A 20,185-nucleotide genomic window follows, 5' to 3' on the forward strand; every position below is an offset into this window, starting at 1 on the left:
CCGCCGGGGCGAGAAAGAGAAACAAGCACATGAGCACACCCGTCCTGGAACTCTCCGGGATCTCCAAGACCTTCGGGGCCGTGAAGGCCCTCAGCGAGGTCGACTTCCACGTCGACCCCGGCGAGGTCGTCGCCCTGCTCGGTGACAACGGCGCGGGCAAGTCGACCCTCGTCAAGGTCATCGCCGGCGCCCACCCCGCGGACAGCGGCGGCGTCATCTCCTGGGACGGTGACCCGGTCACCATCGGAGCGCCGTCCGACGCCCAGCGCCTGGGCATCGCCACCATCTACCAGGACCTCGCCCTGTGCGACAACCTGGACATCGTCGGCAACCTCTTCCTGGGCAACGAGCGCCTCCACTTCCCCGGCACCCTCGACGAGGTCGAGATGGAGCGCCGGGCCGTGGAGCTCCTCGACTCGCTGTCGGTGAGCATCCCCAGCCTGCGGGTCCCCGTCGCCTCCCTGTCCGGCGGCCAGCGCCAGATCATCGCGATCGCCCGCTCCCTGCTGGGCCAGCCCCGGGTGGTCATGCTCGACGAGCCGACCGCCGCGCTGGGCGTGGCACAGACCGCCCAGGTCCTGGACCTCATCGAACGGCTGCGCGACCAGGGACTGGGCGTCGTCCTGATCAGCCACAACATGGCCGACGTGCGTGCGGTCGCCGACCGGGCGGTCGTGCTCCGCCTGGGCCGCACCGCCGGGGACTTCCCCATCGCGGAGACCAGTTACGAGGAGATCGTGGCCGCCATCACCGGTGCCGCGGACAACCCGGTGACCCGCCGTTCCACCCGTACCGGCTCATCGGCCACGGCCACGAAGGACAAGGAATGAGCCAGCAGACACACGCCCCCAACAGCGTCGACGGGGCCCAGCCGCAGGACGGTAACCGACGCGACCCGCGCCTTTTGACCACCGTCGCCTCGCCCAGCGGATGGCTTCAGGCGCTGCGCCGCAACATCAGGGGCGGCGAACTGGGCCCGTTGCCGGTGATCGTCGGCCTCCTGCTGATCGGCCTCGTCTTCCAGTCCATGAACGACCGGTTCCTGTCACCGCAGAACCTGTCGAACCTGACCGTCCAGATCGCCGCCGTCGGCCTCATGACCACCGGCGTGATCATGGTCCTGCTGCTCGGTGAGATCGACCTGTCCGTCGGATCGGTGTCCGGTCTGGCGGCCGGGGTCGTGGCGGTACTCGCGGTCCGGTACGGGACCTCCGAGTGGGTCGCCATCGCCGCCGCGGTGGGCGTCGGCCTTCTGGTGGGCCTGATCCACGGGTTCATCTTCGCCAAGATGGGCGTACCGGCCTTCGTGGTCACCCTCGCCGGCCTGCTCGGCTGGCAGGGCGTACACCTGAACCTGATGGGCAGCGACGGGAGCATCAACACCAGCTCCACCGGGCCGATCGCGATGCTCACCCAGACCTACTTCGTCCCGGTGGTGGGCTGGGCCCTGGTACTGCTGACCCTGGCCCTCTACCTGGTGTCGGTGCTGACGGTCGAGCGCAGGAGGAGCGGCGCGGGCCTGCCGCACAAGTCGCTGGTCGAGGTCCTCTTCCGGGCCGGCCTGCTGGCCCTGCCGCTGGTCGGCGGTGTGTGGATCCTCAACCAGTACAAGGGCGTGCCGCTCGCCTTCCTGATCTTCGTGGGCTTCGTGGTCGTGCTGGACCTGGTGCTGCGCAAGACCCGTTACGGCCGCATGGTCTACGCCGTGGGCGGCAGCTCCGAGGCCGCCCGCCGGGCCGGTATCAACGTGGACCTGATCCGGATCTCCGTCTTCGGTATCGCCTCCACCCTCGCGGCGCTCGGCGGCGTCATGCTCGTGTCCCGCAACTTCGCGGCGAGCGTCTCCACCGGTGGCGGCGCCGAGCTGATGATGGCCATCGCGGCCGCGGTCATCGGTGGCACCAGCCTGTTCGGCGGACGCGGCAACGCCTACTCCGCCCTGCTGGGCGGCCTGGTGCTGGGCGCCATCACCTCGGGTCTGCTGCTGCTGCAGATGGACACCTCCGTGCGCTTCATGATCACGGCGGCGGTCCTGCTGATCGCGGTCATCCTCGACGCGATCTCCCGCCGAGGCCGCAAGACCCACGCTAGGGGCGGCGCGTAGCCGCCGCCTCCCCGTTCCCCTCCCGGAGGAACACGGCGGTCGACCCCGGACCGCCGTAGGGCCCGGGCCGGTTCCACTCCCACCGGCCCGGGCCCTCGTGCGCGCGGTTCCGGCACGGGTCGGCGGCGCCCGGGGCCAGGGGCCGGGGTCCTCCGGGAGGGGACTGTGAGTTGTGTCGCTCTCGCGGCCGCGTCCGGGGCCGCCGTTCACCGGGGGAGCCGCCGGGCGGTCCGATTCCGTGCCGCACCCGGCCGCGACCGTCCCCGTCGGGCCGCCCCGGGCCGGGGCCCCGTGCTGAGCTGCGCGGAGGGTTCCGGGAGCGCGGTACCGCGAGCTAGGGGCCGGGCGCTCGCCGTGAGCTGGCTCACCGCCGGGCGGCAGATCCGTTGGTCCCGCCCCGTCAGGGGCGAAGGTCCCAAGGTCAGGGGCGGAATCCGTGTCCTTCGGAGCCCTGTTAGCTTCACCGGGTCAAGCCACGCCCAGCGCCCGCGGCCCGCCGTGCCCGGGTGCGCCGCCAGGAGAACCATGCGCAAGATCCTCGTCGTCGGTGCCGGACAGTCCGGCCTCCAGCTCGCCCTCGGTCTGCTTGCGGAGGACTACGACGTCACCCTGATCGCACCCCGGGGCCCGGAGGAGATCCGTGCCGGACGTGTGATGTCCACCCAGTGCCTGTTCGGCCCGGCCCTGCGCCGGGAACGCCGCCACGGTCTGGCCCTCTGGGACGGGCGGGCCCCGGAGATCACCGGGGTGGGGGTCCGCGTGGCAGGACGGTACGGGGGAGCGGACCCGGAGGCGGACTGGGTCGGACACCTGGACGAGCCAGCCCAGTCGGTGGACCAGCGCCTGAAGCTGGCCGCCTGGATGGAGCTGTTCGCCCGGAGAGGCGGCCGTCTCGTCCGGCGCCGGGCGGGCGCACCGGACCTGGAGGACCTGGGCGCGGAGCACGACCTGACCATCGTCGCGGCGGGGCGCGGGGAACTGGCCGAACTCTTTCCCCGGGACGAGCGCAGATCCCCCTTCACGGAGCCTCAGCGCGTTCTGTCGCTGGCCTACGTCACCGGCGCCGAACCGCACCCCGCGGGCGGTGTCCTGGGGCGTACCGCGATCCCCGGGGCGGGGGAGCTGATCACCCTGCCCACCCTCTCCATCGCCGGTGCCTGCCAGGCCGTGATGGTCGAGGCGGTGCCGGGAGGTCCCCTCAACCGGCCCCTGGGGCGCGAGGCGAGCACCGAGGACGTCCTGGCGGGGCTGCTCGACGTCCTGCGCGCCCACGCCCCCTGGGACCACGAGCGTTTCGCCCGCGCACGGCCGGCCGACCCCATGGCGGCCCTGCGCGGCGGCTACACGCCCACGGTGCGCGGGCCCGTCGCGCGGCTGGCCGACGGCACCCCGGTCCTGGGCATGGCCGACTCCGTGGTCAGCAACGACCCCATCACCGCCCAGGGAGCCAACATGGCCTCGCTCTGCGCCGACGTGTACCGCCGCGCCATCGTCGACCACGGCGCGCGCCCCTTCGACGAGAACTTCATGCGTTCGGCCTTCGCCGCCTACTGGCGTCACGCCCGCCAGGTCACCGCGTGGAGCAGGGTCATGCTGTCCGGACCCGGCCACGTGTGGGAGCTGTACCGGTTGGCCGACCGGCACCAGCCCACCGCGGACCGGTTCGCCAACTCCTTCGGCGATCCCGGCGGGCTCATCGACTGGTTCCTGCACCCCGAACGGGCGATGGAGTACGCGGACGCGGTGCGCGGCTCCGCCGCCGAATCATCCCGTGTCCCCATCTCCTAATCCCTACCGGAGACGGGGAGATATAGCGTCGTTCCCCTCATGTTCGCTGATCTCCTCACACCCACGCCCCACGCCCTGTTCGGCCAGATCGACGCGTGGGTCCTCCTCCTCGTCGCGGCGGCCGCGGTCCTCGCCGGGGCCGCCGTCCAGAGCATGGTCGGCCTCGGCCTCGGCCTCGTTTCCGCCCCGGTCATCTCCTTCCTCGACCCCACGCTCATGCCCGGGGCGCTCCTGGTCACCGTGATCATCCTCCCGGTGCTCACCCTCCTCCAGGAGTGGCGGCACGTCGACTGGCGCAGCATGGCCTGGGGGCTGCCGGCCCGGATCCCCGGGACCGTGCTGGGCGTGTGGGTCGTGGCCGTCCTGGAGCCGCGCGCGCTGGCCGCGGTCGTCGGAGCGATGGTGCTCGTGGCCGTCGTCCTGTCCGTGTGGGCCTTCCGGGTACGGATCACCCCGGCCTCCCTGGTCGCGGCGGGCGCCCTCTCCGGCTTCGCGGGCACCTCCACCTCGGTGGGCGGCCCGCCCATGGCCCTGCTCTACCAGCACGAGCCCCCCGAGCGGGTGCGTGCCACCCTGGCCGCCTTCTTCCTCTTCGGCGGGGCGTTCTCCCTGCTCGCCCTCACGGTCGGCGGCCAGCTCGACGGCCGTACGGCCGCCACCGGGATCGTCCTGATCCCCTTCGTCGGCCTCGGCTTCCTCCTCGGCAGCCGGGCACGCCGCTGGGTCGATCCGGTCAGGCTGCGGGTCGGGCTGCTGTGCGTGGTGACCGCCTCCGCGATCGGCCTTCTCACACAGGCGGTGCTCGGATAACCTCGGCAGCCGGGTGGCCAGCGGTAACCGCGCTCCCAAAAGCGAGTAACCTACGCCGAAACCCCGGTGGTGGAGGACGCCCACCGCGCCGCCCTAGGAAAGGGGGCGGACTCCTTCCGCCGGGGCGCGTCGATCCGCGGCCTTCGCGGGGTTCCGAGTAGGTCCCGTGGACGAACGCCCATAAACTCGGTATGTATACCTGCCGGTAGCCAGGACCGTCCCACGTCAGGGGTCGGGCACGGCAAACGTAAGCGGACACGCTGGACGAGGGGACTGACGAGACAGTGGCACTGTTCGAGTCGATACACAATCCGGAAGCGCTCAAGAAGCTCCCGGCCGACCAGCTCCCTGCGCTGGCCCAGGAGATCAGGGACTTCCTGGTCGACTCCTGCTCCCAGACCGGAGGACACCTCGGCCCCAGCCTCGGCGTCGTCGAGCTGAGCATCGCGCTGCACCGGGTCTTCGACTCACCCAGGGACCCCATCCTCTTCGACACCGGCCACCAGGCCTACGCGCACAAGGTCCTCACCGGCCGCCACGACTTCACCAACCTCAAGTCCGAGGGCGGCCTGTCCGGCTACCCGTCCAGGGCCGAGTCCGAGCACGACTTCATCGAGAACTCCCACGCCTCCACCTCCCTGTCCTACGCCGACGGCATGGCCAAGGCCAACGAGGTGCGGGGCCACACCGACCGGACCGTCGTCGCCGTCATCGGCGACGGCGCACTCACCGGCGGCATGGCCTGGGAGGCCCTGAACAACATCGCGGAGAAGAAGAACCGGCGCCTGGTGGTCGTCGTCAACGACAACGGCCGCTCCTACTCGCCCACCATGGGCGGACTGGCCGACCACCTGGCCTCGCTGCGCATGACCCCGGGCTACGAGCAGGCCCTGGACCTGGCAAAGAGCACCCTCAACCGCACCCCCGTGGTCGGCCAGCCCCTCTACGAGGCCCTGCACGGCCTCAAGAAGGGCGTCAAGGACGCCATCCAGCCGCAGATCATGTTCGAGGACCTGGGACTCAAGTACCTCGGCCCCATCGACGGGCACGACGAAGGCGCCGTGGAGAAGGCGCTGCGGCGCGCCCGCGACTTCGGCGGCCCCGCGATCGTCCACGTCCTCACCCAGAAGGGCAAGGGCTACGCCCCGGCCGAGAACCACGACGAGGACCAGTTCCACGCACCCGGCCCCTTCGACATCGACACCGGCAAGGCCAAGCCCGGCCCCAAGGTGGAGAAGTGGACCTCGGTCTTCGCCGAGACCATGGTGGAGCTGGGAGCCGAGCGCGAGGACATCGTCGCCATCACCGCCGCGATGCTGCACCCCACCGGTCTGAACAGGTTCGCCGACGCCTACCCGGAGCGGACCTTCGACGTCGGCATCGCGGAGCAGCACGCCGCCACCTCCGCCACCGGCATGGCGATGAGCGGCCTGCACCCGGTGGTCGCCGTCTACGCGACCTTCCTCAACCGCTGTTTCGACCAGGTGCTCATGGACGCCGCCCTGCACCGCCAGGGCGTCACGTTCTGCCTGGACCGGGCGGGGGTCACCGGCAACGACGGCGCCAGCCACAACGGCATGTGGGACATGTCCATCCTCCAGGTGGTACCCGGCCTGCGCCTGGCCGCCCCGCGTGACGCCGAGCGCCTGCGCACCCTGCTGCGCGAGGCCGTGGCCGTCGAGGACGCCCCGACCGTGGTCCGCTACCCCAAGGGCGCCGTCGCCGAGGAGCTGACCGAGATCGGCAAGGTCGGCTCCATGGACCTGCTGCGCGACGCCACCGGGGGCGGACACGCCAAGGACCTGCTCATCGTGGGCGTGGGCTCCATGGCCCAGGTCGCCTGCGAGGTGGCCGACCGGATGGCCGACCAGGGCATCGGCGTCACGGTCGTCGACCCGCGCTGGGTCAAGCCGCTGGACGAGGCGCTGGTCGCCGAGGCCGCCGAGCACTCCGTGGTCGCGGTCGTCGAGGACAACGGCCGCACCGGCGCCGTCGGCGACGCCGTGGCCCGCCTGCTGCGCGACCACGAGGTGGACGTGCCCGTGCGCACCTTCGGCATCCAGCAGGAGTTCCTGGACCACGCCAAGCGCGACCGGATCCTCCAGCAGCAGGGCCTGACCCCGCAGGAGCTGTCCCGCAAACTCACCGAGACGGTCTCCCGCCGCGGTGAGGGGGCCGGGGCCGCACAGGAGCTGGCCGACGAAACGGCCTGACCAGCCCCTCGCCCGATCCCCCTGGCAGCGCCGGAACGACCTCCGGTGCTGCCAGAATGGGTTCATGACCTCTTCCGAACCCGAGCACCAGAGCCCCGAGCAGAGCGGTCCGGAGCCGCTGCCCCCGCTCCGGGTGGCCGTGATCGGCTCCGGCCCAGCCGGGGTCTACACCGCTGACGCCCTCACCCGGCAGAGCCGTGTGCCCGTCCGAGTCGACGTCCTGGACCGGCTGCCCACCCCCTACGGACTGGTCCGTTACGGGGTCGCCCCCGACCACACCAGGATCAAGGGCGTGGCGCGGGCCCTGCGCAGGGTCCTGGAGCACCCCGACGTGAGGTTCGTCGGCGGGGTCGAGTTCGGTACCGACCTGACTCGCGCGGACCTGGCCCGTTCCCACCACGCCGTCGTCTACGCGACCGGTGCCGGCGACGACCGGCGCATGGGTGTGCCCGGGGAGGAGCTGCCGGGCAGCGTCGCCGCGACCGACTTCGTGAACTGGTACTGCGGCCACCCCGACAGCGCCCTGGCGCGGTTCGTGCTGGACTCCGAGGAGGTCGCGGTGGTCGGGGCGGGCAACGTCGCCCTCGACGTCGCCCGGATCCTGGCCAAGACCGCCGACGAGCTCCGGCACACCGACATCCCGCAGGCGGCCCTGGAGGTGCTCGCCGCCAGCCGGGTGCGCACCGTCCACGTCCTGGCCCGACGCGGTCCGCTCCAGGCCAGGTTCACCGCACCGGAACTACGAGACCTGCTGGCCCTGCCCGGGGCGGACGTGGTCGTGGACCCGGACCAGGTGGACATCGACCCGACCGCGGTGGGAACTGGCGGCCCCGAACTGCGCGAGATCTCCCGTGCCGCCCGCATCAACCTCAGGCTGCTGCGCGAACAGGCCGAGCGCCGCCCCGAGGGCCGCCCCCGCCGGATCGAACTCCACTTCTGGACCAGGCCGGAGGAGATCCTCGGTACGGACCGGGTGAGCGGTCTGCGCGTCGAGCACACCCGCCTGGACGCCGACGGCCGCCTGGCGGGGACCGGGGAGCACGGTGTGCTGGACGTCGGGATGGTGCTGCGGTCGGTCGGATACGCGGGGGTGCCCCTGGAGGGTGTCCCCTTCGACCCGGCGGAGCGCACGGTGCCGCAGCGCGAGGGACGGGTCCTGGACGCCGGGGGCCGGGCCGTGCCCGGCGACTACGTGGCCGGGTGGATCAAACGGGGCGCCACCGGGGTGATCGGCACCAACAAGTCCGACGCCGCCGGGACCGTGCGGTCCCTGCTGGAGGACACCGCGGAGCTGCGTGCGGCGGTACCGGAACCGGTCGACCTGGCGGAGGTCCTGGCCGAGCGGGGGGTGGCGCACAGCGACTACGGCGACTGGCTGCGCATCGACGCCGCCGAGGCGGGCCACGCCGCCGAACTGGACCGGGGCGAACGGGTCAAACTCCGCGGCTGGGACGCCTACCGGAAGGTCGTCGACGAGGGGTGAGTCCGGCCGGGCGCGGCCGTCGCGGAGCGCGCCCGGCGCGGGTCAGGCCACCTCGCCCTCGTCGGCGCCGTAGGTGTTGCACCCGTCCAGGGTCTCCTCGGACCAGCCCGACTCCAGCCACTGGGACCGGTTGGCGGCGCTGCCGTGCGTCTCCAGGTCGCCGCTGCCGCTGTTGAAGTGCAGGTTGACCACGTCCAGGGAGTCCCCTGCGGGGTCGGTCAGACCGCGCAGGGCCACCCCCGCCATGCACTCGGCCTGGAGTTCGGTCCGGCGCAGGGTGTCCAGCTCCGCGGCCTCGCTGCCAGCCGTGCGGCGCAGGTCGTGGGCGACGTTCAGGATGCCGGTGGCGTCCTGGACGTGGTGGGCGTACTCGTGGCCCATCAGCGCGAGCCACACGTCCTCCCGGTGGGTGTCCGGGAGCTGGGCGTCGACCTCGCGCACGTTGGGCAGGACCACGGTGATCAGACCCCGGTCACTCTCGTAGTAGGCGAGGGTGAAGGAGTCCTCGGAGTCGGTCTCCAGGGAGTCGGTGGTGACGGTCATCCGGGGCGGTTCGGGGACCAGCCCGAGTTCGTCCATGACCGGTGTCCAGAGCTCGGTCAGGCAGTCCCCGGCCCCGTTGGCGAACGCCTCCCAGGAGTCGTCGGAACCCGACTCCAGGCCGGGCAGGTCGCAGTCGACGGCCTCGGGCATGGCGACGCCGTAGAGCGGGTGCTCGACGATGTCCACCTCCGCCGGGTTGGGCCGGGCGTACAGGCCGTTGTCGTAGAGGGTGGACACGTCCGTGCCGCCGGCGGCGGGGTCCTCTCTCGGGGTGTTCGCCACGACGACCACACTGGCCACCAGAGCCACCAGGGCCACGGAGGCGGCGGCGAACGCCCCGGCCAGCACGGCCCGGCCGCGATCGCGGCCGGGCGGCCGGGGCCAGGGGTGGGGCTGCCCCCAGGGCTGCGGCCCCCACTGCTGGGGCGGCGGCCACTGCTGGAACCGCTGGTGGTTCCAGTACGGGGGAGCCCCCGGCGGTGGCGGCCCCTGCACGGGAGGGTGCGGCACGGGGTGGACCTGCTCGGGGTGGCTCTGTCCGGGATGGCCGTGCCCGGGAGGGTTCGGCACTGGGTGGCCGTGCCCGGGCTGGCCCTGCGGGGCGGCGGTCTGCGGACGGGGCCCCTGCGGGTACGCCCCGTGCTGGGCTGTTCCCGGGCCCGCCGGTGCCTGCCGGGGGTCCCACCGCGGCCCCGCGGGGGGCGCGGGGTACGCCGGAGCGCTGCCCCCGGCGCGGGTCGGCGCGGGTCCCCCTCCCCGGCCGGGAGGCCCCGGCGGGGAGGGGGGAAGCGGAACCTGGTGGGCCTGCGGTGCCTGGGTGCTCCGGTCCCCGGGAGACGGGGTCGGGCCCCCGGGCCCGAACGCGCCCGTGTGCTCGTCCGGCCGCGGCCGGGTGCCGGTCCCGTCCTGAAGGGGAGCGTTCTCCCCGGGCCGCTCAGCACCGGTTCGGTTCTCCACGGGGTCGTCCTCGTCGTCGCGCCAACACGGGTAGGGCATGCCGGGTTCGTACCCACGAAACCGGCAACTGCCGCAGACCTCCAGTATGGGGCTTAAACGGTCAGGCTTTGGCTGCCTGTCCCCCTGCTCCCTCCAACGGGGAGTACCGGACACCCAGATCCGCCGCCATGTTCCGAAGCTCGGACTCGAAGAGCGGTTCCATGTCCCCCACCACGAAGTTCAGGTGTTGGAACACCTCCATGCACACCACCCCGTACAGCCGCACCCAGCAGGTGGTGAGCACCATCACGGCGCCTTCGGGGACGTTGGGCGAGGAGAAGCCGACCGTGTCGGCGAAGGAGCGCAGCTCCCTGCGCAGCGCGACCGGCAGGTCGTCGTCGGCCGGGAGTGCGAAGCGCTCCTCCGCCACCAGACGGTCGAAGAGGGTGAAGAAGGTGGACCCGAACCGGCGCCCCGCCTCCAGGGCGGAGGTGATGTCGGCTTCGGGATCCAGGCGGGTGCGCGGCCCGAACATCACCGAGAACTCGGGCTGGTGGCTGATCGCCCAGTTCCGGAAGGCGCGCAGTGAGGTGAGGATGCGACCGTCGGTGTCCTCCTCGGGCATGCTGGCGTCGGCCTCGGCGACCACGTCGGCCAGTTCCTCGTACATGTCCGCGGTGATCGACACGAGCAGGGCGTCGATGCCCGGTACGTAGCGGTACAGGCCCGGGGCGGTCATCCCCATCTCCCGTGCGATGGCGCGGAGCGAGACCCCGGCGACCCCGAACTCCACGAGGTGCCTGCGGGCCGTCTCCTTGATCTCGGCGAGTGTGGCTTCGCGCACACGTTCGCGGCGGCTCAGGGTGCCCCCGGTCCGGTGGTCACTTGTGACCGGCGGTTTCGTCATCTGTTGCGGTACACCCCGTCTCACGCGCCAGGGTCGTGGCGCTCTGTGTCCATTGGCGATATTGACATCGTAACGCCCGCACGCTTAAGTGAACACCGTTAGCAAACGCTGTTCACGAATATGACGACTGTTCGCTTGAAAGGGCGGCCCATGCCGACACACACGGGGTTCTTCGGCCGACTGGGGCTCGGCGCCCACCGGGGGAGATGGTGGGTCCTGGCCCTCACCGGACTCTTCACCGCCTTGTCCGTCGTGTGGGGGCTCGGGGTCTTCTCGGACGTCAGCGAGAGCGGGTTCGAGGACCCGGGCTCGGAGTCCTCCCGGGCGATGGACGTCCTGCAGGAGGAGCTCGGCCACGACGACATCGACATCATCGCCGTCTACCGCAGCGACGAGATGCGGGTGGACAACCCGACCTTCGCCAAGGCGATGCAGCGGATCGCCGACGACCTGCCCGAGGACGTCATCGCGGACTACGACCTCTACCTCGACGAGGAACTCGACGACATCGAGCGCGGAATGCTCGTCTCCGAGGACAGGCACGCCACCTACATGCCGATCACCCTCGCCGGGCAGACGCACGAGGAGCGCCTGCACCAGTTCGAGGAAGCCGCACGGGTCCTGGAGTCCGGCCCCCTGGAGACGCACCTGGGCGGTTCGATCGCGGTCGAGCACGAACTCTCCGAGACCGCGGAGAGCGACATCATCCTCGCCGAGATCATCACCCTGCCGGTCCTGCTCCTCCTCCTGGTCCTGATCTTCGGCGGCCTGGTCGCCGGCCTGGTCCCCCTCGCCGTCGGCGGCCTGGCCATCCTCGGCTCCCTCACCGTCCTGCGCGCACTCACCCACTTCACCGAGGTGTCGGTGTTCGCCATCAACGTGGCCACCCTCCTGGGCCTGGGGCTGGCGATCGACTACGGCCTGTTCATGGTCAGCCGCTTCCGCGAGGAACTGAACAAGGGCCGCCCGGTCCCCGACGCCGTCCGCCGCACGGTCGACACCGCCGGGCGCACCGTCGCCTTCTCCGGTATCACCGTCGGCATCGCCTTCGCCGGCCTGCTGTTCTTCCCCCAGCCCATCCTGAAGTCCATCGGCTTCGGCGGTATCGCCGTGGTCACCTTCGACCTCATCGCGGCACTGGTCTTCCTGCCCGCCCTGATGTCGGTGGTCGGCCGCCGCATCGACCGGCTCAGGCTCCCCCTGCCGCGCCGGACCGTGACCGGGGCCTTCGACGAGAACGCGGGTGCCTGGGCCAGACTGGCCCGCACCGTGATGCGCGGTCCCGCCGTGTCACTGGTCGCGGTGGTGTGTGTCCTGACCGTCTTCAGCTCGGGTCTGGCCTCGACCCAGTTCGGCTCCACCGACCAGCGCTACCTGCCCGCCGACGCCTCCAGCCGGATCGGCACCGAGGCCATGGGGGAGGACTTCCCCGCCGGACAGGTCGGGCGGCTGCACGTGGCGGTACTGGGCCAGAGCAGCGAGGAGGCGCTCGACGAGTACGTCGGACGCCTCGACGCCCTGCCCGGCTCGGTGCGGACCCGACTGCTGCGCACCGGAGAGGGCATCGCCCACGTGGAGGTGGCCTACCAGGGGGCCACCGACGACCCCGAGGTGCAGGAACTGGTCCGTGACGTGCGCGGCGAGCCCGCCCCGGAGGGCGCGCGTGAGGCCCTCGTGGGCGGTGTGGCCGCCATGCAGCTGGACAATCTGGACGCCATCCTCGACGAGGCGCCCAGGACGGTCGGCTTCATCATCGGCTCCACCCTGCTCCTGCTCTTCCTCGCGTTCGGCTCCGTGGTGCTGCCGGTCAAGGCGGTCCTGATGGGCGCGCTGTCCCTGGGCGCCTCGCTGGGCGTGGTGATCTGGGGTTTCCAGGAGGGGCACTTCGCCGGGCTGCTCGGGTTCGACCCGGTCGGGACGATCGACCCCACGTACCTGGTGCTCATCATGATCGTCTCCTTCGGCCTGGCGATGGACTACGAGCTGTTCCTCCTCAGCCGGGTGCGGGAGGAGTACCTGCGCAGCGGGGACAACACCCGTTCCGTGGCCTTGGGGCTGCAGCGCACCGGGCAGATCATCACGAGCGCGGCCCTGCTGCTGGGCGTGGTCCTGCTGGCGATGGGTACCTCGGGCCTGCTCTTTTTGAAGATCATCGGGATCGGGCTCGCCCTCGCCGTGCTGGTGGACGCCACCCTGGTCCGGGCGATCATGGTGCCCGCGACCATGCGCCTGCTCGGCGACCTCAACTGGTGGCTGCCGCGCCCGCTGCGCTGGCTGCACGAGAGGATCGGCATCTCCGAGGGCGGCGACGAGGAGGAGTCCCCTCCCGCCGCCGGGCGGGAGAAGGAGCGCGAGCGGGTCACCGCGGGCGTCTGAGAGCCGCCGACCGCCGGGTCCCGTGCCTGGTCCCGTGGAGGGGCCGGGCACGGTGCTGTGGGCCACGCGTCGGCGCCGTCGTCGACGGTCGCTCCCAGGGGACGGTCGGGGGCTTCAGTCCTCGAAGAGTTCGTCCGCGTGATTGATGCTCAGGGCCCTGTCGAACCAGACGTCGAGCTGGTCGAGATCGCGGCACTCCTCGATGCGCTCCCGTGCCTCACCAGTGGGGGTTTTGCCTCGTGCGTCCAATATGCGCAGGATGGCCTCGGCCTTCCCCTCGGCCTTCCCCTCGGCCTTCCCCTCGGCCTTCCCCTCAGCTTTTCCCTCGGCCCTGAGGCTCTCGGTCCAGGCACTGGTGTACTCGTAGGTGTCCGTCATCATGAGTTCCTCCAAGGCCCGCTGGCCGTTGCTGTCGGTGAGCAGGTGCAGCGCGTAGCCAATATACTTCGTCGCTGTTTCCTGGTCGATGGAGTCCAGACCGCTGTGCAGGGCCTTGAGCACGTCCGGGTCGGCCGGCCCGTGGGCGGCCGCGGACAGTACGCCCAGGGTCGGACAGCGGCCGACCTCCTCCGGGTCGGTGATCACCGGGATGCTCTCCGGCCCCAGGACGACGGGGTCGAGAACGAAACCGGGGTGCCCCAGGGGGATGGGTTTGCTGTACCAGTCGGCCACGTGCTGCCGGGGGCAGATGACCAGCATTGACATCCTCCCCGCCCTAAAGGACGGGGATTCCTGGCTCACGTTGGCTGGGGGCCAGCGGTCCGCCAGCTCTTACACGATCAGCACCAGCCGGGTTGAGACCAGCCCGGACCAGCATCACGCGAGCGGAGTTCTTGTCCCTGGGGGATATAACTCCGCACGCGGTGCAGGTGTAGGTACGTTCTGAGAGAGGTAGTGCGTGCTTGGTTCTCGCTCCGCACCACGCGCAGTCCATGGTGGTGTGCGCGGGATGCACCAGACGGATGTCCCGCCCGTGCTTGCGGCCCATCTCGATCAGGGCCGTCTTGGTGGCGCCGATCGCCGCGTCAGCGGCTTTACGGGCCATGGTCGACTTGGCGAGGAACTTCGGTCGGAAGTCCTCGACAGCGATCGCGTCGTGGTCGGTCACGACACGCTTGGCCCACTTGCGGGCGGTGTCCTGGCGCTGCCGGGCCACCTTCTTATGCACCTTCGCGGTCTGCCGCTTCGCCTCGCGGTAGCCCTTCGAAGCGGCCTGCCCCTTCTTCGGCTTACGCCGGGCCATCATCCGCTGGTACTTCGCCAGCCGCTGCGCGGCGGTCTTCCCGTGCTGGGCGTGCGGCAGGTCATGAGCGTCGCTCGTGGTGGTGGCGGTCTCCTTGACGCCCCAGTCGACGCCGAGTACACGGCCCTTGGCGGGGAGCGGCTGTGTCTCGGTGGCGACGACGAAGGAGGCGTACCAGTGGCCCACGGCGTCCCGGTAGACCCGCACCGAGGACGGCGCGGCCAGAAGGTCACGCGACCACACCACCGTCAGGCTGATCCCGCCCGCCAGGTACAAGCGCCTGCCCTTGAGGCGGAAGCCCCGGGTGGTGTAGTTCAGGCTCGGATCCGCCTCGCGCTTCTTCTTATGGCGCGGCATCCCGGCGCGCTGCCGCACAGGCAGGCGCTTCTCGATGTCCTTCAGCGCCTTGGAGCGGGACTTGGCGAAGTCCCGGATGATCTGCTGCTGCGGCACCGAAGCACCTTCGCGCAGCCAACCCATGGCGGCGCGGGCTTCGGTCAGCATCTTGTCGAGCTGGGCCGGGCCGCACGTCAGCTTGTCCTGGGGATGTGCCTTGGTGTGCGTGTGTATCTGCCGGGACTTGGCCACGCATTCGTTCCAGATCCACCGGCACCGGCCCCACTCCGCTTCGAGGGCGGTGCGGGCGGTCGACGACACGCGGAGGCGGTAGGTGTACCGGGCGTGCCCGGCATCCCCCGAGTCTTTTTTTCGTGTCGTCATGGTGTCATTCTACTGCTGAACAGACACTCGAAACCCACTAAAATGGGGTCATGGATGAAGAGAAGCGCATCACCCTCCGCCTGCCCGCCGACCTCCATGAGTGGCTCACCGCACAGGCCAAGTCCGCCCGCAGGTCCCTCAACTCCGAGATCGTCTACCGCCTGGAGGTGGAGCGCGACGCCGCCGTGGCAGACGCCGAATCGCCCTGACGGCGATTCGGCTTTTTCTGCCCTGCTCTGCAGGGGTCCGATTCCTCCCCGGCCTGAAGGCCGGGGCATCCTCGGAGACATCCGGTGAAGCGCTTACGCTGCTTTTCGTCTCTCTGGACCTCCACGACGATGCCCATCAGCTTGCCTAAGGGGTCCCTGCCGACCTTGCCGCGCAGCAGGACCGCCACGTCGGAGCGGCGTTCGACCGGGTCGACGTGGCCGAGATCGCAGGAGGTCAGCTCGCTCCGTTCGTACTCCGGTACCTCAACTCCGAGGTCCCGCAGGAACGCCGCCGCCATGTCGGGGGTGTCGGAGAACAACTCCGCGTATATCTGGTGTTCAGGGGAGATCGCCACGACCAGCACATTACACAGGGATACTGGTGGGTATGTTCGAGTAGTCGAAATGCGGTCATAAGTCGTTTTACTGGGAAAAAGCGAAAAGGGCCCGGCCTCCCTCGTGGGGAGACCGGGCCCTCAGGGGTCACCCAGACCTAGAAGGCCTTCGGGTCGCCCTCGTGGAACGGCTTGCCGTTCACCGCGGTGGACACGCCGACCTTGTCCAGGTACGGAGTGATGCCACCGGTGTGGAAGGGCCAGCCCGCGCCGGTGATCAGGCACAGGTCGATGTCGGCGGCCTCGGCCACGACACCCTCGTCCAGCATCAGCTGGACCTCCTTGGCCAGGGCACGCAGGGCGCGGTCCAGGATCGCGCTCTCCTCGGACGGGTTGTCCCCGCCCTTGAGGAGCTCCTTCACCTCGGGGTCGATGGTCAGGTCCGGGGCGAAGATCTCCGTCTTGCCCGCCTTGACCACGGCCTCCAGTTGCGGCGAGACCGCGAAGCGCTGGGGGAACGCCTCGTGCAGGGTCTCGGCCACGTGCAGACCGACGGCCGGGCCGACCAGCTGCAGCAGCATGAGCGGCGACATCGGCAGACCCAGGGGCGCGACCGCGCGGTCGGCGACCTCGGGCTCGGTGCCCTCGCCCACGGCGGCCAGGACCTCGCCCATGAACAGGGTGAGCAGGCGGTTGACGACGAACGCCGGGGCGTCCTTGCACAGCACCGACGTCTTCTTCAGCTTCTTGGCCGTGGCGAAGGCCGTGGCCAGCGAGGCGTCGTCGGTCCTGTCGCCGCGGACGATCTCCAGCAGCGGCAGGACGGCGACCGGGTTGAAGAAGTGGAAGCCCACGACCCGCTCGGGGTGCTCCAGCTTCGACGCCATCTCGGTGATGGACAGCGAGGAGGTGTTGGTGGCGAGGATCGCCTCGGGGGAGACCACGGCCTCCACCTCGGCGAACACCTGCTGCTTGACCTCCATCTTCTCGAAGACGGCCTCGATGACGAAGTCGGCGTCGGAGAAGGCGTCCTTGCTCAGCGAACCGGTGACCAGGGCCTTGAGGTGGTTGGCCTTGTCCTGGTTGACGCGCCCCTTCTTCAGGAGCTTGTCGACCTCGCCGTGGACGTAGTCCACACCCTTGTCCAGGCGGCCCTGGTCGAGGTCGGTCATCACGACCGGCACGTCCAGGCGGCGCGCGAACAGCAGGGCCAGCTGGCCGGCCATCAGACCGGCGCCGACGACGCCGACCTTGGTGACCTTGCGGGCCAGCGACTTGTCCGGGGCGCCGGCGGGACGCTTGGCGCGCTTCTGCACCAGGTCGAAGGCGTACAGGCCGGCCTTGAGCTCGTCGCTCATGATCAGGTCGGCCAGCGCCTGGTCCTCGGCGTCGAAGCCCTCGTCACGGGTCGCGGTCTTGGCCGCGGCCACCAGTTCGACGGCGCGGGCCGGGGCCGGGGCGGCGCCGTGCAGCTTGCCCTCGACGGTGAAACGGGCCATGTTGACCGCGTTGTCCCAGGCCTCGCCCTTGTCGACCTCGGGGCGCTCGACCTCGATGTCGCCCTTGACGACCTTGGCGGCCCAGCGCAGGGACTCCTCGACGAAGTCGGCGGGCTCGAAGATCGCGTCGGCGATCCCCATCTCGAAGACCTGCTTGCCCTTGATCATCTTGTTCTGGGCGAGCGGGTTGTCGACGATGAGCTTGAGGGCCTTCTCGGCGCCGATCAGGTTCGGCAGCAGGTAGGTGCCGCCCCAACCGGGGACGAGGCCCAGGAAGGCCTCGGGGAGCGCGAAGGCCGGGACGCCGGAGGAGACGGTGCGGTAGGCGCAGTGCAGCGCCACCTCGACACCGCCGCCCATGGCCGCGCCGTTGATCAGCGCGAAGGTCGGTACGTCCAGCTCGCCGAGCTTGCGGAACACGTCGTGGCCCAGCTTGCCGATGGCCTCGGCCTGCTCGCGGTTCTGGAGCGCCGGGACGCCGGTCAGGTCCGCGCCGACCGCGAAGATGAACGGCTTGCCGGTGACGGCCACGGCCACGATGTCGGTGCGCGCCCTGGCGGCCTCGATCTCGGCGTCCAGGCTGAGGAGGCCGCCGGGGCCGAAGGTGTTCGGCTTGGTGTGGTCGTGCCCGTTGTCCAGGGTGATCAGGACAGCGGTGCCCGCGCCGTAGGGGAGCTCGACATCGCGGGAGATCGCCTTGGTGACGACCTCGTCCTTGAAAAGCTCGCGGGCTTCTTCGATGGCGGTGCTCACTTGCCCCCCTCGTAGTTGGTGTTCTCCCACAGGATGGTTCCGCCCATGCCCAGGCCCACGCACATGGTGGTGATGCCGTAGCGGACGTCGGGGCGCTCGGCGAACTGGCGTGCGAGCTGCATCATCAGGCGACCGCCGGAGGAGGCCAGCGGGTGGCCGACGGCGATCGCGCCGCCCCACGGGTTGACCCGGGCGTCGTCGTCGGCGATGCCGAAGTGCTCCAGGAAGGCGAGCACCTGGACGGCGAAGGCCTCGTTGATCTCGATCAGGCCGACGTCGTCGATCGTGATGCCCTGGCGGGCGAAGAGCTTCTCGGTGGCCGGGACCGGTCCCACACCCATGACCTCGGGCTCGACGCCGGTGAAGGAGAAGTCGACCAGGCGCATCCTGGCGTCCAGGCCCAGCTCCTCGGCGACCTCCTCGGCCATCAGCAGGGTGCCGGTGGCGCCGTCGTTGAGACCGGCGGCGTTGCCGGGCGTCACGTTGCCGTGCGCGCGGAACGGGGTCTTCAGACCGGCGAGCGACTCCATGGTGGTGCCGGGGCGCGGCGGCTCGTCCTGGGTGGCCAGACCGAAGCCCTTCTCCGCCGAGCGGACCAGGGTCTCGACCAGGTCGGGCTGGATCTTGCCGTCGGCGTAGGCCTTGGCGACCTTCTCCTGGCTGCGCACCGAGTAGGCGTCGGCGCGCTCCTTGGTGATGGTCGGGAACCGGTCGTGCAGGTTCTCGGCGGTGTTGCCCATGACCAGGGCGGACGGGTCGACCAGCTTCTCGGACATGATCCGGGGGTTGGGGTCGACGCCCTCGCCCATGGGGTGGCGGCCCATGTGCTCGACGCCGCCGGCGATCACGACGTCGTAGGCACCGAAGGAGATGCCCGCGCCCGCGGTGGTCGCCGCGGTGAGCGCGCCGGCGCACATGCGGTCGATGGAGTAGCCGGGGACGCTCTTGGGCAGCCCGGCGAGGATCGCGGCGGTGCGCCCGAGGGTCAGGCCCTGGTCGCCGATCTGGGTGGTGGCGGCGATGGCGACCTCGTCGACGCGCTCCGGGGGCAGGCCCGGGTTACGGCGCATCAGTTCGCGGATGACGCGGACGATCAGGTCGTCGGCGCGCGTCTCGGCGTAGAGGCCCTTGCCTGACTTGCCGAACGGGGTGCGGACCCCATCGACAAACACGACATCGCGGGCAGTTCGCGACACGATGGCCCCTCCTTCTCCAAGCGGTGGGTGGACTGTATGGGCCCATGCTACTCGCCAGTAACAAATAGTGCGAGCGGCGGGGCCGACCACTTCCGAAGAAGGGGACAGCCCCTACCTTCGGCGCTTGCGGCCACCGGGACCAACGCGGTCGCCTGTAGGGAGATTCCGGACGAACGGCCACACGGGGGCGTTCCATACGGGGCGAGGGCGCGCTCAGGGCGGTGGTGCCGGAGGCCGCCCGCACCACCAGCGTGATCGTGGTGGCCTACCGCCTGTCCACGGCCACCGGCGCCGACCGCGTCGTGGTCATGGAGGCCGGGACGGCCGGGGCGGCGGGCACCACCCAAGCCGAGCTGGTCGAGCGGGAGGAGCCGTACCGCGGCCTGGCCGCCGGGCGCTGGTCACGCCGGAGGAGACCGGACGGGCGGCGGTCTCCGGGCCGACCTGAGGCGGGAGGGCCCCGGCGTCAGTCCCCGTGCCTGAGCAGGGAGCCCACGAAGCGGTCGACGTTGAGGCGCAGGCGTTGGACGCGTTCCTCCCGGGTGAGCGCCTCCGAGGGCTGGATCAGCGGGGACTCCCGCTTGCCACGCGTGTAGAGCGGGCAGGCGAGGTCGGCGCACACGTACAGGCCCACCGTGTCGCCCCGCTTGCCGGCCTTGCCGGGTTTGGGGGCGCTGAACAGGCGCACGCCCCCGGCGGGGTGCGCGGTCACGCAGAACGAGCACGCCATCGTCTTGAAGAAGTCGGTCCTGCGGTTCACGGTCGGCAGTCGCAGGGCGATCCCCACCGGATGGTCCCCGGCGTCGACCACCATGTAGGCGCGGCCGGGCGCCTTGGGGTCGATCCAACCGATGAAGTCCATGTCCTCCCAGTCAAGGAGCGGCATGGTCGGTGGGAAGTGCATCCGCTTGGCCTCGCCCTTGGGGCAGTTGACGAACGAGGAGCGGATCTCCTCGGTGCTCAGTTCGCGCATGGTCTCTTCCGGTAGGTCGACGTTGTCACCGGACGGATCCTGCCAACCCCCGGCGGCTCGCGCGAATGGTTTTCGCACGTGGAGGGCATCTTCCCTC

Annotated in this window: 15 protein-coding genes and 1 pseudogene; 8 read left to right on the top strand and 8 right to left on the bottom strand. The window is 70.7% G+C overall.

The genetic code is table 11. The annotated features are described in order from the left end of the window. Positions 1-29: 29 nt before the first annotated feature. The 6 genes from AC0VYD_RS10620 to AC0VYD_RS10645 all read left to right on the top strand — a co-directional run bounded on the left by AC0VYD_RS10620 (position 30) and on the right by AC0VYD_RS10645 (position 8,398). Complete coding sequence (locus tag AC0VYD_RS10620; RefSeq protein WP_191271141.1) at positions 30-830, top strand: ATP-binding cassette domain-containing protein; 801 nt, start codon at positions 30-32, stop codon at positions 828-830. Further along, complete coding sequence (locus AC0VYD_RS10625; RefSeq protein WP_475479708.1) at positions 827-2,104, top strand: sugar ABC transporter permease; 1,278 nt, start codon at positions 827-829, stop codon at positions 2,102-2,104. Before AC0VYD_RS10620 ends, AC0VYD_RS10625 begins: the two co-directional genes overlap by 4 nt. A gap of 525 nt (positions 2,105-2,629) precedes the next feature. After that, positions 2,630-3,892: a styrene monooxygenase/indole monooxygenase family protein gene (locus AC0VYD_RS10630; RefSeq protein WP_475479709.1), complete on the top strand. Its 1,263-nt coding sequence runs from the start codon at positions 2,630-2,632 to the stop codon at positions 3,890-3,892. 39 nt (positions 3,893-3,931) lie between these two features. Further along, positions 3,932-4,702: a sulfite exporter TauE/SafE family protein gene (locus AC0VYD_RS10635; protein WP_475479710.1), complete on the top strand. Its 771-nt coding sequence runs from the start codon at positions 3,932-3,934 to the stop codon at positions 4,700-4,702. Positions 4,703-4,986: 284 nt separating this feature from the next. Further along, the gene (dxs, locus tag AC0VYD_RS10640) at positions 4,987-6,915 is read left to right on the top strand and encodes a 1-deoxy-D-xylulose-5-phosphate synthase (RefSeq protein WP_475479711.1); all 1,929 of its coding nucleotides are present in this window, start codon (positions 4,987-4,989) and stop codon (positions 6,913-6,915) included. A gap of 64 nt (positions 6,916-6,979) precedes the next feature. Continuing rightward, positions 6,980-8,398: an FAD-dependent oxidoreductase gene (locus tag AC0VYD_RS10645; protein ID WP_475479712.1), complete on the top strand. Its 1,419-nt coding sequence runs from the start codon at positions 6,980-6,982 to the stop codon at positions 8,396-8,398. A 42-nt stretch (positions 8,399-8,440) separates the two neighbouring features. On the opposite strand, the gene AC0VYD_RS10650 is transcribed toward AC0VYD_RS10645, so the two are convergent. Both AC0VYD_RS10650 and AC0VYD_RS10655 read right to left on the bottom strand, forming a co-directional pair. Then, positions 8,441-9,289, bottom strand: a complete 849-nt coding sequence (locus AC0VYD_RS10650) for a neutral zinc metallopeptidase (RefSeq protein WP_475480238.1) — start codon at positions 9,287-9,289, stop codon at positions 8,441-8,443. A gap of 709 nt (positions 9,290-9,998) precedes the next feature. Continuing rightward, positions 9,999-10,784, bottom strand: coding sequence for a TetR/AcrR family transcriptional regulator (locus tag AC0VYD_RS10655; RefSeq protein ID WP_475479713.1), 786 nt, complete (start codon positions 10,782-10,784; stop codon positions 9,999-10,001). A 150-nt stretch (positions 10,785-10,934) separates the two neighbouring features. Between AC0VYD_RS10655 and AC0VYD_RS10660 the strand changes: the two genes are divergently transcribed. Then, positions 10,935-13,160 (top strand): MMPL family transporter, encoded by a 2,226-nt coding sequence (locus AC0VYD_RS10660; protein WP_475479714.1) that lies wholly within the window; start codon positions 10,935-10,937, stop codon positions 13,158-13,160. A 114-nt stretch (positions 13,161-13,274) separates the two neighbouring features. Here AC0VYD_RS10660 and AC0VYD_RS10665 read toward each other — a convergent pair whose 3' ends face one another. Continuing rightward, complete coding sequence (locus tag AC0VYD_RS10665) at positions 13,275-13,859, bottom strand: hypothetical protein (RefSeq protein ID WP_475479715.1); 585 nt, start codon at positions 13,857-13,859, stop codon at positions 13,275-13,277. A 16-nt stretch (positions 13,860-13,875) separates the two neighbouring features. Further along, positions 13,876-15,123, bottom strand: coding sequence for an RNA-guided endonuclease InsQ/TnpB family protein (locus AC0VYD_RS10670; protein ID WP_475479716.1), 1,248 nt, complete (start codon positions 15,121-15,123; stop codon positions 13,876-13,878). 50 nt (positions 15,124-15,173) lie between these two features. Here AC0VYD_RS10670 and AC0VYD_RS10675 point away from each other — a divergent pair, with 50 nt between their 5' ends. Then, entirely contained in the window at positions 15,174-15,332 is a 159-nt protein-coding gene (locus AC0VYD_RS10675; protein ID WP_473039760.1) for an Arc family DNA-binding protein, read from the top strand. Between the two features lie 83 nt (positions 15,333-15,415). Here AC0VYD_RS10675 and AC0VYD_RS10680 read toward each other — a convergent pair. The 4 genes and pseudogenes from AC0VYD_RS10680 to AC0VYD_RS10695 all read right to left on the bottom strand — a co-directional run. Then, positions 15,416-15,688: pseudogene (locus AC0VYD_RS10680) on the bottom strand (hypothetical protein); the annotation flags it as partial. Between the two features lie 137 nt (positions 15,689-15,825). Next, positions 15,826-17,919, bottom strand: coding sequence for a 3-hydroxyacyl-CoA dehydrogenase NAD-binding domain-containing protein (locus AC0VYD_RS10685; RefSeq protein WP_475479717.1), 2,094 nt, complete (start codon positions 17,917-17,919; stop codon positions 15,826-15,828). Further along, a complete protein-coding gene (locus tag AC0VYD_RS10690) occupies positions 17,916-19,091 on the bottom strand; it encodes a thiolase family protein (protein WP_475480239.1) in 1,176 nt (391 codons plus the stop codon). Before AC0VYD_RS10690 ends, AC0VYD_RS10685 begins: the two co-directional genes overlap by 4 nt. Before the next feature lie 490 nt (positions 19,092-19,581). Then, positions 19,582-20,088, bottom strand: a complete 507-nt coding sequence (locus AC0VYD_RS10695; RefSeq protein WP_475479718.1) for an FBP domain-containing protein — start codon at positions 20,086-20,088, stop codon at positions 19,582-19,584. Positions 20,089-20,185: the final 97 nt, after the last annotated feature.

The sequence above is a fragment of the Nocardiopsis sp. iso_40 genome, assembly GCF_056173285.1.